Genomic DNA, 13,367 nt, shown 5'->3' on the forward strand with positions numbered 1-13,367 from the left:
CCATCCTCAGTTCTGAGGATATGGAATGCAACTTACTTTCATAATCAAAATTAATTAAATATTAATGTGTACAGCCTTACAGGGTTGCAACCGTTAAGGGCAAAACCTGAATTGCTGAATAACACGACTGATTTCCGGACGATCCGGTATGTTGTGTATGTTCAGTAGTTCAGGTTTTATTTGTTTCAAAAGTCATGGGGAGTCTACTTAGAGAGGGAGAATTACAATGAGTAACTACGATCAATTAGCTAAGGACATTCTATCAGGTGTAGGTGGTCGCGAGAATGTAAACAGTGTATTCCATTGCGTAACAAGACTGCGGTTTAAACTGAAAAATGAAAGCGTAGCCAAAACGGAAGAACTTAAAAATCTGCCAGGTGTTATTACCGTCATGCAGAGTGGTGGACAGTATCAAGTCGTGATCGGCAACGAAGTGCCGGATGTATATAAAGCAGTTGTTAAAGCGGGGAATTTCCCAACTGAAGGTCAGTTTGAGGAGGAAGCAGACAACTCAGGCAAGAAAGTTGGATTGTTCAGTCGATTTATCGACATGATCTCCGGTGTGTTCACACCATTACTCGGTTTGTTGGCTGCAACAGGGATGATCAAAGGTTTTACAGCCATGTTTGTAGCATTTGGATGGGTCGAAAATACATCCGGAACATATCATTTGCTGAATGCACTTGGTGATTCACTGTTCTACTTCTTCCCGATCTTCCTTGGATACACGGCAATCAAGAAATTTGGGGGTTCACCGTTCCTGGGTATGGCGATAGGTGCTTCGTTAGTGTATCCTACGCTGTCCGGTTTGACTGCAGGAGATCCACTATATACTTTGTTTACAGGTACATTGTTTGAATCACCAATTCATATTACGTTCTTAGGTATCCCGGTTATATTGATGACGTATTCAACATCGGTTATTCCGATCATTATTGCTACGTTCTTCGCTGTCAAGATTGAAAGATTCTTCAAAAACATCATTCCTAAAGTGGTTAGTACATTCTTGGTTCCATTCTTCACTTTGCTCGTGATTGTTCCGGTAACCTTCATTGTAATTGGTCCAATAGCCACTTGGGCAGGTCAATTGGTTGGTGCAGGTACAACAAGTATCTATGAATTGAGTCCAATTATTACAGGTTTGGTTCTCGGCGGATTCTGGCAAGTGCTAGTACTGTTTGGACTCCACTGGGGACTTGTACCGGTTATGCTTCTTAACCTAAGTACATCGGGTGCTGATCCAGTTCTTGCAATGTCCTTCGGCGCTTCCTTTGCCCAAACGGGTGCAGTACTTGCAGTTCTGCTCAAAACAAAAAATTCCAAGTTGAAATCATTAAGCATTCCAGCGTTTATTTCCGGTATATTCGGAGTAACTGAGCCGGCAATCTATGGTGTAACTCTTCCATTGAAAAAGCCATTTATCATGAGTTGTATTGGTGGTGCTGTCGGTGGTGGTATTTTAGGATGGGCAGGCTCAAAGCTTTACGTCTTTGGTGGACTGGGTATCTTCGGTATTCCAAGTTTTATCAACAAAGAAGCAGGTCCTGATTCCGGATTCTATATGTCCATCGTTGCAGTATTGGTAGCATTCATCGTTGGTTTTGTCTTGACATACGTGTTTGGATTTAAAGACAAAGTAGAAGCTACACCAGCTCCAACACCTGTACTTGATCCAAATCCGAACAGCAGATACGAAATCGTAAGCCCAATGGCTGGTGAAGTCGTTGCACTAAAAGAAATTAATGACGTAACATTTGCAGGAGAGCACATGGGTAAAGGGATTGCAATTCGTCCAACCAGTGGTAGAGTGGTATCTCCAATCACAGGTGTCGTTCAAACCGTATATCGTACCAAACATGCTATTGGTCTTGTTAGCGATGATGGGGTAGAGATGCTGATCCATATCGGACAGGATACGGTTAAACTGAAAGGCGAACATTTTACAACCCATGTGAAAGACGGAGACCGTGTTAACGCAGGTGACCTGATTGTTGAGTTTGATCTGCAAGCGATTAAGGATGCTGGATATGAGACGGTAACACCGATCATTGTCACGAACACTTCAAATTATCTGGACATTGTGGGAACGAAAGATGCATCCGTTCATGAGAAAGATAAATTGATCACGGTATTAAGCTAATTGAAATCACAGATGGTTTAGGAGGAACTCCTCAATGAATGATAAATTTACAGCCTTCCCGGAGAATTTTCTCTGGGGAGGAGCAACCGCAGCGAATCAATTGGAAGGCGCCTATCTGGAAGGTGGCAAAGGGTTAACTACTGTAGATCTAATTCCGATTGGTGCCAATCGATGGAATATTGCTCTGGGTAACCTGGATTCATATGAGCCAAAAGAAGGGGAATTCTATCCTTCCCATGAAGCGATTGACTTCTATCATCGATATAAGGAAGATATTGCGTTATTTGCAGAAATGGGATTCAAGTGCCTCAGGCTTTCCATAGCCTGGGCACGGATTTTCCCTAATGGTGATGAAGCGGAGCCAAACGAAGCAGGCTTGCAATTTTATGATGATGTCTTTGATGAGTTATTAAAATATAACATTGAACCTGTGGTAACGATCTGCCATTTCGATGTACCTGTACATCTGGTCGAGACTTACGGCGGTTGGAAGAATCGTAAGATGATTGGTTTCTTTGAGAAATATGCGACGACGCTATTCAATCGATACAGGAATAAAGTGAAATACTGGATGACGTTTAATGAGATTAATATGTTGCTGCATCTCCCGTACATTGGAGCGGGTATTGTTCTGCAGGATGATGAAAACAAAGATCAGGTTCTGTATCAGGCAGCACATCATGAATTGGTAGCCAGTGCACTTGCGGTTAAAGCTTGTCATGAGATTATTCCTGGTGCACAGATCGGCTGTATGCTAGCGGCTGGAATGGTCTATCCATATAGCTCTAACCCGGATGAAGTATGGAAGGCTATGGAGAAAGACCGCGAGTCGTTCTTCTTCATCGATGTGCAGTCGAAGGGAGCATATCCGGGTTATACCAAAAGATTTTTCAGGGAAAATGACATTCGGGTTGAGATGCAACCGGAAGATGCAGAGATATTGATGCAGAACACGGTCGATTATATCGGTTTTAGCTATTACGCAAGCCGGTGCACCAGTGTGGACCCTGAGATTTTGAAAGATTCGACTGAGGGTAATGTATTTGGTTCAGTGAAGAACCCGTATCTGAAAGCATCCGAATGGGGATGGACGATTGATCCTAAGGGGCTTCGAATTACGTGTAATCAGCTTCATGACCGCTATGGCAAACCGTTGTTTATCGTAGAAAATGGACTTGGGGCAACCGATGTGTTGTTAGACAATGATGTCGTTGAAGATGACTATCGCATCGAATATCTGAATAGTCATTTTGCCGAGATGGCTGAAGCGATTCAAGATGGGGTAGAACTTCTGGGTTACACGAGCTGGGGACCGATTGACCTGGTCAGTGCGGGTACTGGAGAGATGAAAAAACGTTATGGCTATATCTATGTAGACAGAAATAATGATGGCACGGGCACACTTCGCAGAGTGAAAAAGAAGAGTTTTCACTGGTACAAAGATGTTATTGCGAATAATGGTGCACAATATTTCTGATACGAGGTGTCCGACGCTATAAAATAAACAAAGAGCAGTCTCGTTACTACGGGATTGCTCTTTGTTTATAAGTGGACGAATTTGACCCATAATGTGGGTTTTGGATATAATAACAAATATGAAGAGAATCTTGTCACTTCAGAAGGGAGGAGCATCCACTCATGAAGAAAAAATCACTTGCGTTTATATCTTCGGGATATGGATACTCCACTGCTGTCTTTTTCTAGAATCTATTCCAAGGGTGGAGTCTGCCCAAAATCGGAAGAAAACTAGGAAATAACGCAGAAAAATCTTAGGAAATGACGAGGTAATACAAATGAATATGGACAAAATTACTAGAAAAAATCCAGTAAATATGCCAGCTCCTGTAGGTCAGTACACGCATGTTACAAGAATCCCGAGGAATGCAGAGTTATTTGTGACTTCGGGTCAAATTGGAGCAGATCGCAGCGGACTCTTTCCAGAGAGTCTCAATGAGCAAGTTACCAATACGTTTACTAATATTAAAACGGTGCTCGCATCCGAGCATTTAGATGCTGAACATATTATCAAAGTTAACATATGGGCAACCGAGAAAATCGATTGGGATTTCTTATATGCCGAGTGGGGACAACTATTCAGTACGGATTATCCTGCAATGACGATTGGATATATTACGGAGTTAGGTCTACCGGAGATTAAAATTGAAATTGAACTCTGGGCGGCAAAAGTTTAATAAGGAATACGTTTTAACAAACGAAGGAGCATCTCAATTACAGATGCCCTTCGTTTTTTTTATTGGTAAAAAATAGAAAGGTATGCCTTAGAATAATCATGAACGATAGTAGGTGTATTATGGCACCTGCAAGCTCTGATAAGCATTCAAACGACCATATGTCCAGTAGATCCCGGAGCCTGATACCGGGTCAGAAGCGAAACACAGCGCATCCCGAATCTGAGCATTTGTTTTCCCTTGTGCAGCGAGAAGTGCAGCTACTCCAGCCACATGAGGGGCAGCCATGGACGTACCGCTAAGGTAGGCATAGGAACCTCCCAGGTATGTGGATAGAATGGTATCACCCGGTGCCGCCATATCGACCCAAGAACCATAGTTGGAGAAATTGGATTTGAGATCGGAGGGATTGGTTGAAGCGACAGCAATTACGTTGGGATACGATGCGGGTACAATCGGGAATGAAGTGTTGTCGTTACCGGCTGCGGCAATAATCACAGCTCCACGATCCCAAGCATACTGTACGGCAGCTTGAAGGAAGGCATCTCCCATCGGACCACCTAGGCTTAGGTTAACAACCTGTACACCATTATTGGCAGCGTAGACAAGCCCGTTACCGACATTACCTACCGTTCCTTGCCCGTTGTTATCCAGTACCCGGAGCGGAACGATGGATGCGAGTGGTGCAACACCTGCGATACCTACACCATTGTTGGTAACAGAGGCAGCGATCCCGGCCACATGGGTGCCGTGACCGTTTCCATCCTCAGGGATGTTATCATAATCAACATAATCATAACCGGGGAGAAGCTTGGAGGCCAATTCTGGGTGGTTCAACTGTACACCGGTATCGATAATGGCGATTTTGACAGAGCTGTTACTTTGAGTAATGTCCCATGCGGCGGGTGCATTAATTTTTGACAGGTTGTACTGGTAAGGAAAGAACGGATCATTAGGTGTGAAAGATGCCTCAACAAGATAGTTCGGCTCTGCATGTTCAATAACCGTATGACCTTTGTAGTGTTTAAGCATCCGGTGCATTTTTTTGCGGGATTCCACACGGTACCATCCTAAATCTGCATAGGTCTCAGCGACCTTACATCTCCCTTTTTTGTGAAGGGTGTGCATCTCATCCTCCGTTGTACCTTCCTTGAATTTGACTAAGAGCTGCTTGGGAGCATGAGGGTGAAACTTGCTCTCGGCACGTTGGTCCAGATAACGATACACGATCAAGATGATTGTTGACAAAATGAAACCGAAGACTCCTAACCATAACCACATGAGCGTTTCTCCCTCCAATATGGATTGTGACACGCCTTATCGTATGCAAACTCTATCAGACTGCGAGGGCATTTATTCAATTTGGTTAGTAGTGTAGATAGATTGATAGTGCCGGATAAATTCGGTAAGATGAGAAGAAGGGAGCGGATCTGGCAGGAATAAGATTCATGGAACGGCCAGCAGGAGCTCTTAATACAGAGGATAAGGAATGTGGATGTATTGACACAACTTCAGAATATACCGACAGTCACACCAGTTCAGGCACACCAGATTCATGATGCCATTGATTTTGCCATGCGTGTACGTAGAGAAGTGTTTCCTATGATGGACCACGCGAAGTTACCTGTGGACTTCGAGCAGTTCACGCAACATTACCTGGACTCCGATGAATCGATTTTTCTCGTTGCAATGATGGGGGATGCGGGCATTGTAGGAACGATTGGAATATTACCATATGATGGACGTATTGAAGTCGTGGACGGTCGATATGCAGCCCAGTCTGCAGCCGAAATTGTGAAATGTTATGTAGATCCTGCGTATCGCAGATACGGCATTGGTTCGATGCTGGTTAAAGAACTGGAGAATGTGGTGAAGGATATGCACTATACGACGCTGTATTTGCATACACATCGCTTCTTGCCAGGGGCCGTAGATTTCTGGAAACGCCAAGGGTTTACGGTTATTGCTGAACAGGACGATGACTGGCAGACGGTACATATGGACAAGTTGGCATGTAAGTGACACTGGAATGTATTGAAGGAAAATAATATTTTGATAGTATTGGGGGAGATCTATCCATGTATTCAAGTCTGATTGAGAAGCTGGAGCACACCGAGGCTATACGCTGGTTTCCGAATCATCAAGTTCAAGAGAGCTGGATTGTTGAAGTTGAACAAGAGTTGGGTTTTTCGTTACCTCCATCGTATCGCTGGTGGCTTCTGAATTATGGTCAAGCGTTGTTAAGCAGAACAGAAATTCTGACGATTACTTCTTCGGAACACCGAGAGTTTACGGATGTTGACATTTTGTATAGATACCGACTTGCCGATGAAGACGCAAAGAAGGAAGGGAAACTGGAGCTGTTTGTGCCGGACGAGGATGAATATTACTACTTTGATACGCAGACGGCTGATCACCTTGGGGAGTATAAAGTGATGCGTTTGGATTATTTTAATGGGGAACCTGAAGTATACGCTGATTCTTTTGCCGGATTTTTGGAGAAGTTGATCGATCAGCGAACACCACGGAATAAATAATTTTGTGTAAGGGAAATGACTGTCGGAACTCGCTCGTATAGACATAGACAACATACATGATGGGGGTAAAAGCAGATGCAAGATACGAAGCGGAAAATTGTTTTTATTGATATTGATGGCACTTTGGTAGATGATGACGGAAACATTCCGTTGTCCGCACAGAAGGCATGTAAACAGGCCAGAGAGAATGGGCATCTGATCTATTTATGTACAGGTCGCTCCAAGGCAGAAATCTATGATTCCATCTGGGATGTCGGATTTGACGGTCTTATTGGTGCGGGTGGGGGCTATGTGGAGTTTGGTAAGGACGTGCTGTATCATAAAAGGGTGACAGCAGAAGATGTACGTCATATGGTCGATTTCTTCAATGAACATGGGATTGACTTCTATCTTGAATCCAATTCGGCTCTGTATGCAAGTAGCAATCTTCAACCTCACTTGGAACGCCGCATCTATGGAGATGTGGAGAATGATCCGGTTGCCAGAGAGAAAAAAGAGCTGAAACCGCATCCTTTTATTGCCGGATTGACCTATGGAGAGGCGGACCTGTACAAGGATGACGTGAACAAAGTATGTTTCCTGGAGAGCTCGGTGATCCCGTTTGACCGAATCAAGCAGGAGTTTGAAGGCAAATTTGAAGTCATTCAGTGCACCGTGCCGATCTTTGGTGAAGGAAGTGGTGAGCTGATGATCCCTGGCATTCACAAAGCTATTGCAATAGCCGATCTGTTGAAACATCTGGGCATGTCGCAGGAGGATACTTTTGCTATCGGGGATGGCATGAATGATGCCGAGATGCTGGAGTTTTGTAACGTCGGCATCGCCATGGGCAATGCAAAGCCAGGTCTGAAAGCCATTGCAGATGATATTACTGGTACAGTAGAGGAAGATGGATTGTATCATAGTTTTGTGAAGTATGGATTGATTGAGGGGGAAGTAAACTTATACATGAGTGTATAAAGTGAAATGAGATAGGCAACTCCCGGATAGGCAGTTGCCTGTTTGGCATGTGTTTTATTTCATGATACCGGACAAGACCCAGTAGATAAATATGCCGAAAGCTCCAAGGAAACCACCGCATAGTAGCGTGAAAAAAACAACGAACTTTTTTCCATTCATGATCATCTCTCCCAAATGAGTTTAACATATCAACTAAAACCAATGAAGTCTGCTTAAATATATGTAGAGTTGTGTTATTCCTTCAACATTTGATCCCCATTAACCGATATATATTAAGTACGCCCAAAAGTAAGATAGACAAAGGAGCACAGATCATGGATATTGCAGCATTATCAATGGCAATGAGCCAAGCTTCAGTCGTACAGTCGGCAAGCTTGCAAGTGATGTCAATTACAAAAGACATGGCACAGCAGCAAGGCCAGCAGATGACGGAGATGTTGAAGTCTGTACCTGCTCCTCATCCCAATCTGGGTGGAAGTCTCGATCTTTCGGTTTAATTGATATTACAGCATGTGTTTTAATGTAACACCCATTGCAGCAAGCAAAACCCGACCCGCTCCTATTCGAAAGAATGGAAGCGGGTCGGGTTGTTTTTTCCATAGATATGTTTAGGCGTTTACTTCCAGACTTACTTCGGCTAGCGTAGCTTCGCCAGGCTTGGCAATCTGCCTTCAAAGGACAACGTATCCTTCAAAGTCCATAACTCATCGTAACTGGAAATCTGAAGATCGGCTTTAGACAAGTCCTGGTTGCCTGATCCCGGATTGTGATAGCCAATGCAACGCATGCCTGCACTTTTGGCCGCCTGAACACCATTACGAGAGTCCTCAATCACCAAACAATTTGACGGGGATGCGCCAATCATTTCAGCTGTCGTCAGGAAAATATCTGGTGCCGGCTTGCCATTTTCGACTTCCTCACCGGTCATTCGTACCTCAAAGTATCGCCCAAGTCCAGTCTTCTCCATGATCAAATCAATCAGTGCACGTGGAGAGGAAGAAGCAACAGCTATGGGAATGTGTTGCTCATGCAGCCAGCTTAACCAGCGTTCCACGGAAGGCATTGCCATCAAGTTCGAATGAGCCAGCATGGTTTGCATCACATTGTGCTGATGATAAGCCAATACTTCTTCTAGCGTAGCCGTCAGTTGATGTTTGTCCAATACTTGCTGCCACATGGACTCCAGCGTAACTCCAACATAAGTATGGTGTTCTTCTTCGGTCATTACTGCGCCAAAATGGGCAAAAGAGCTGCGCTCAATCTCAAAATATATCGGTTCGCTGTCAATAAGTACACCATCCATATCAAAAATGACTGCTTGAATGATGTCATCATCGGCCGCTCCCAGTCCGCCAAACTCTTGGTTTGCTACCATGTTGTATTCCTCCTCCAGGATTGTGTATACCTATATCTCTAATCTAATCCATTCCTTGCTAATGCTCCACTTTAGAAACTGGAACCACTGGATTGCAGCACAACTTTAATGGCTTGTGAAGAGGCTTGAAGTGTGCGTCCCTGAATATCGCAGCCAAGTGTGCGGAAAGCCTCTTCGTAATCCTCCAACGGGAAGGAGTGGGTGATGATTTTTTTTGCCGGAATAATCCCTTGTTCAATCATATAATGTGCGGTTGCAAATGTTCCCAGAGAATCGATGGAACCAATAATTTTAAGACTGCGGTCCACGACTTCTTTTGGATTAAAGGACGTATTTCCATCTCTTAGACCTACCAACATCAGATAACCGCCACTGGCAAGCTGGGAAAGCACTTGTGTACCTACAACACCTGTTGTATCGACAATCATATCGACCTGATGGGTTGCGGGTGACATCGATTCGATTGCATTTTCGAAGGATGAATGAACCTCCCAACGATCTGGTGCAATAGAGCCGGCAATCGCTAAGCGTTCCTCCGAGATGTCGACGAGACAGCCGGTAACGCCTTTGGAAGCGAGCGCGTAGCTGTACAGAATGCCAATCGGGCCTGCACCGAGGATGATCGTTCTGAAATTCGGCAGTAGATGGATCTGATTAATCCCCGTCAGCATACAGCTGAGCGGTTCCGTCAAAGTCGCTTCCTCATAGCTCACATGATCCTTCAATTTGTACAAAAAGCGATCTTCGGTCACATAATAATCCGTAAATGTCCCGTCAGCACTTACACCTGTCTCTGTAACGGACTTATGTGTGCAATGATTTTGTCTGCCTGTTCTGCACATGTCACACTGTCCGCAATAGTAGGTAGGATCGATCACAACACGGTCACCCGGTTGCAATGTCGTTACCGCAGAGCCAACATCAATGACTTCCCCGGCAGATTCATGACCGAGAATGACCGAAGGGACCGCATGATATTTGCCGCTGACAATACCGAGATCGGTACCGCATACACCTGTCGCACGAATACGAACCAACACCTGATTATCTCTTGTAATTTCCGGGACAGGTCGTTCCTCAAGCACGACATCCCAGGCTGATTTGTATACCAATGCAAGCATGATATAACCTCCTTGTAATTATATAAAATATAAATATAAATATAGCGATTCATCTTAAAACAGTTTCTGACAAGATACGAAAGTAGTGAAGGGGGCGAAATCGATTCTGAAGAAGCGCAGCGTTTGCCTCAAAGCTTTCTGAAAGAAAGCTGTAACCGGAACGACCACTTCGAACAGTTGAATTGAAATGTTTTAATGCACGCTGGCAATTACCGAATCCAGCCGCTCCACAATCTCTACCAGTTCGTCTTCGGTTGTGGTGAGGGAAGGTCGGACCTTAACCACGTTACCGAAGCCATATCTTGAACTTCTCAAGATCAGATGCTCATCTGTAAAAGCGCGGTCAACAATGGCATTGGTTTTAAGTGTATCCGGTTCATTACCGTCACCTACGATCTCCAACCCCCACATTAACCCTACGCCACGAGCTTCCCCGATACTTGGGTATTTCATAGCCAATTCATGCAGCAATTCACCCAGAATTACACCTTTGCGTTTCACGGCATCGAGAAATCCGGGTTCGGATACCACCTCCAGGGTGGATTTGGCAGCGGTTACGGAGATCAGATTGCTTCCAGAGGTGAAGGAGTGTTCGTGTTTTTCGAGCACATTCAATCGGGATTGCATTAATACAGCAGCAACAGGAACGCCGATTCCGCCAAGACCTTTCGCGAGGGTAATCATGTCAGGCTGGATATCAAACAGTTCGCTGGCAAACATGGTTCCCGTACGACCAATGCCGGTCTGTACCTCGTCGGCAATGAGAAGCATGTTGTGTTCATCACACAATTTACGCAGTCGTTTGAAATATCCGGCGGGAGGGATAATATTGCCGCCATTCCCGAGAATGGGTTCAATAATCATACAGGCGACTGAGCCGGAACTTGCATATTCTATCGCATCAGATATAGCTTCAACACATTGATAGCCGCAGTCTCCATTTGAGGATTTGAATGGGCAACGATAACAGTATGGGGCAGGTACATGGACAGCGTTAGCCACAGCCGAATTGGGGAAGCGTTTCCGCCGGAAGGCATTCCCCGAAATCCCGGTGGCAAATTGGGTCTGCCCATGATGGGACAGATACAGGCTGATGATGTCTGTCGATTCGGTATACTTCTGTGCAATTTTGGTTGCACATTCGTTGGCAGTTGAACCAGTGATATCCCGCATCCATCCGGCATTAATGTCGTTTGGAGCATATTCGATTAAGTGATCAAGTACTTCATTTACGTACGGTTCGGTGAAGGAGGAAGACATATGCGTCAGATTGCCGACTTGTTCCTGAATTTTGCTGACAACATGTGGGTGATTATAGCCCAGTGACAGATTGAACGTGCCCGACACGCCATCCAGGTATTCAACACCTGAATCGTCAATCAACTTAATCCCTTTTCCGGCTATGAAGCGGTTGTTGGTTAAAGTTTGCATACGATTTCCTCCAATATAATGGTGTACTAGCTCGAACGAAGCTCAACAATCCCGGATGATGCGGGCATCACCTCCCTTAAGAAACGATGTTTACATTTCCTTGCTATGTTGTGCGAGAGCAGCACGTACTGCATTGTTTTTTACAGTCCATAGATGAGAGACCATCAAAGTAACAAGCAAGATCAGACAGAATCCGGCCAAAATCCAGATCGTATTCACGACAGGCCATGTACTCATACTCCATCCAGTCACATACTGCAAGATGGCACCTCCGATACCACCCGATGCGATTAGGATACTGGTTGTCCGCTCGGTCATACCGGGAATCAGAACATTTGCGTAGACCAGTGCGATACAGAAAAGCCCTGACATGAACAGACCGGTTCCAAAGATGAGCACATACGTTGCCCACTGTCCAGTTACAAATACCATAGCGACCGTAAAAAAAAGCGTGCCAACCGTACTCCAGATCAGGAAAGGCATATAGTTGACGGATTCGGCTATTTTTCCGGAGAAAAGACGACCGATGATCATCGCAATCCACAGGATGGAGACACTCAGCGATGCGACAGATTCCTGAAGTTGCAGTCGTTCTACGAGTATGGAGGGCAGGAAGTTCATCAATCCCAATTCCAATCCCATGTAGATGAAAAAGAAGATGACAAAGATCGTCAGCAGACCCAGATGTTTTCTCGAATATTGGGCTTTACCTGCTGCATGTGCCACTATATTCTCGCCAGCCTGTTTCAGATAAAGTGCGGCTGGCCGGGGCATAGTGATCCACAGCGGCATGAGAACCAGTGACAACACGGCCACCGTATAAAAAGTAAGATGCCACAGATCCATCCAGATGAATAAAGCAGCAACAGCCGGGATGAGAAGTGCTCCAAGAGCAAAGAAGACATCCAGCTTGGACATGGCGACCGCCTTTTGATTCTCAGTGAATTCGATTGTGAATGCACCTACAGAGGGTTCGATGATACCTGAACCGAAACCTACGATAATCGTGAGAAGAAGAACTACAGACCAGGATGGTAAAAAACCGAGTAATGTATAAGCGGCTACAATACAGATCAGGGCAAGGGTCAGCATAGCTTTTCTTCCGATACGGGCTGTCAGGGCAGGAGCTACAATTACACCGACAAGAAATCCAAGAAACTGCAGAAACAACAAAAATCCGCCATCACTGTAACCGCGTTCATAATGTGACAATAAAACAGGGAGAAGTGCACCGAGCACAACGCTGGTTATGCCGATTAACAGATAAAAACCGCAGCTTAGAGCGAATATTCTTTTCAAAAGCCCACCTCCTAGTTGGATAAAAATTTTATATTATGTAATTAATGTTTATTTCATATATAACTTATACCATAAATGCCCAAATGTACATGCTTTTTATTGTAAAATAATGTTAAGTTTTGAAGGTTGGAAATATTTATTGTGTTATATTTTTTCCTAAAACGATTTCGTGTCGAAAACACAGATCCGATCAATGTATTTGACCTTTTTATGACCTATTAACAGTGATGTCACTTGTATTGAACGAGAGTTGTAAACCGTGCGAATATTAAAAAAACGTCCCCTGTCAAAGTAGACAGGAAACGTTCTGACAAG

At 44.5% G+C, this 13,367-nt stretch carries 12 protein-coding genes; 7 read left to right on the top strand and 5 right to left on the bottom strand.

What is annotated here, in order from left to right:
* Positions 1-226 precede the first annotated feature (226 nt).
* The 3 genes from MHH93_RS00555 (at position 227) to MHH93_RS00565 (ending at position 4,332) form a co-directional block, all read left to right on the top strand.
* The gene (locus MHH93_RS00555; protein ID WP_500052134.1) at positions 227-2,140 is read left to right on the top strand and encodes a beta-glucoside-specific PTS transporter subunit IIABC; all 1,914 of its coding nucleotides are present in this window, start codon (positions 227-229) and stop codon (positions 2,138-2,140) included.
* A 34-nt stretch (positions 2,141-2,174) separates the two neighbouring features.
* Positions 2,175-3,617, top strand: coding sequence for a 6-phospho-beta-glucosidase (locus MHH93_RS00560; protein ID WP_500052136.1), 1,443 nt, complete (start codon positions 2,175-2,177; stop codon positions 3,615-3,617).
* Between the two features lie 316 nt (positions 3,618-3,933).
* Complete coding sequence (locus tag MHH93_RS00565) at positions 3,934-4,332, top strand: RidA family protein (RefSeq protein ID WP_500052137.1); 399 nt, start codon at positions 3,934-3,936, stop codon at positions 4,330-4,332.
* 117 nt (positions 4,333-4,449) lie between these two features.
* Here the strand turns inward: MHH93_RS00565 and MHH93_RS00570 are convergent, their stop codons facing one another.
* The gene (locus MHH93_RS00570) at positions 4,450-5,610 is read right to left on the bottom strand and encodes a S8 family peptidase (protein WP_500052139.1); all 1,161 of its coding nucleotides are present in this window, start codon (positions 5,608-5,610) and stop codon (positions 4,450-4,452) included.
* A gap of 210 nt (positions 5,611-5,820) precedes the next feature.
* On the opposite strand from MHH93_RS00570, the gene MHH93_RS00575 reads away from it, so the two are divergent.
* From MHH93_RS00575 to MHH93_RS00590, 4 genes are all read left to right on the top strand, one after another.
* On the top strand, positions 5,821-6,351 hold the full coding sequence (locus MHH93_RS00575; protein ID WP_500052140.1) for a GNAT family N-acetyltransferase: 531 nt from the start codon (positions 5,821-5,823) through the stop codon (positions 6,349-6,351).
* Between the two features lie 56 nt (positions 6,352-6,407).
* Positions 6,408-6,866, top strand: coding sequence for an SMI1/KNR4 family protein (locus MHH93_RS00580; protein ID WP_500052142.1), 459 nt, complete (start codon positions 6,408-6,410; stop codon positions 6,864-6,866).
* Positions 6,867-6,941: 75 nt separating this feature from the next.
* Positions 6,942-7,826, top strand: coding sequence for a Cof-type HAD-IIB family hydrolase (locus MHH93_RS00585; RefSeq protein ID WP_500052143.1), 885 nt, complete (start codon positions 6,942-6,944; stop codon positions 7,824-7,826).
* A gap of 314 nt (positions 7,827-8,140) precedes the next feature.
* Positions 8,141-8,323: a YjfB family protein gene (locus MHH93_RS00590; protein ID WP_105599263.1), complete on the top strand. Its 183-nt coding sequence runs from the start codon at positions 8,141-8,143 to the stop codon at positions 8,321-8,323.
* A 140-nt stretch (positions 8,324-8,463) separates the two neighbouring features.
* Here MHH93_RS00590 and MHH93_RS00595 read toward each other — a convergent pair whose 3' ends face one another.
* From MHH93_RS00595 to MHH93_RS00610, 4 genes are all read right to left on the bottom strand, one after another.
* Positions 8,464-9,201 carry an HAD family hydrolase gene (locus MHH93_RS00595; protein ID WP_500052144.1) on the bottom strand — a complete coding sequence of 246 codons (738 nt, stop codon included), beginning with the start codon at positions 9,199-9,201 and terminating at the stop codon, positions 8,464-8,466.
* Positions 9,202-9,272: 71 nt separating this feature from the next.
* A complete protein-coding gene (locus MHH93_RS00600) occupies positions 9,273-10,322 on the bottom strand; it encodes a zinc-dependent alcohol dehydrogenase (protein ID WP_500052145.1) in 1,050 nt (349 codons plus the stop codon).
* 192 nt (positions 10,323-10,514) lie between these two features.
* The gene (locus tag MHH93_RS00605) at positions 10,515-11,753 is read right to left on the bottom strand and encodes an aspartate aminotransferase family protein (RefSeq protein ID WP_500052146.1); all 1,239 of its coding nucleotides are present in this window, start codon (positions 11,751-11,753) and stop codon (positions 10,515-10,517) included.
* 90 nt (positions 11,754-11,843) lie between these two features.
* Positions 11,844-13,052: an MFS transporter gene (locus tag MHH93_RS00610; RefSeq protein ID WP_500052147.1), complete on the bottom strand. Its 1,209-nt coding sequence runs from the start codon at positions 13,050-13,052 to the stop codon at positions 11,844-11,846.
* Positions 13,053-13,367: the final 315 nt, after the last annotated feature.

Source organism: Priestia sp. FSL H7-0729 (assembly GCF_038005685.1).
Taxonomy (GTDB): domain Bacteria; phylum Bacillota; class Bacilli; order Paenibacillales; family Paenibacillaceae; genus Paenibacillus.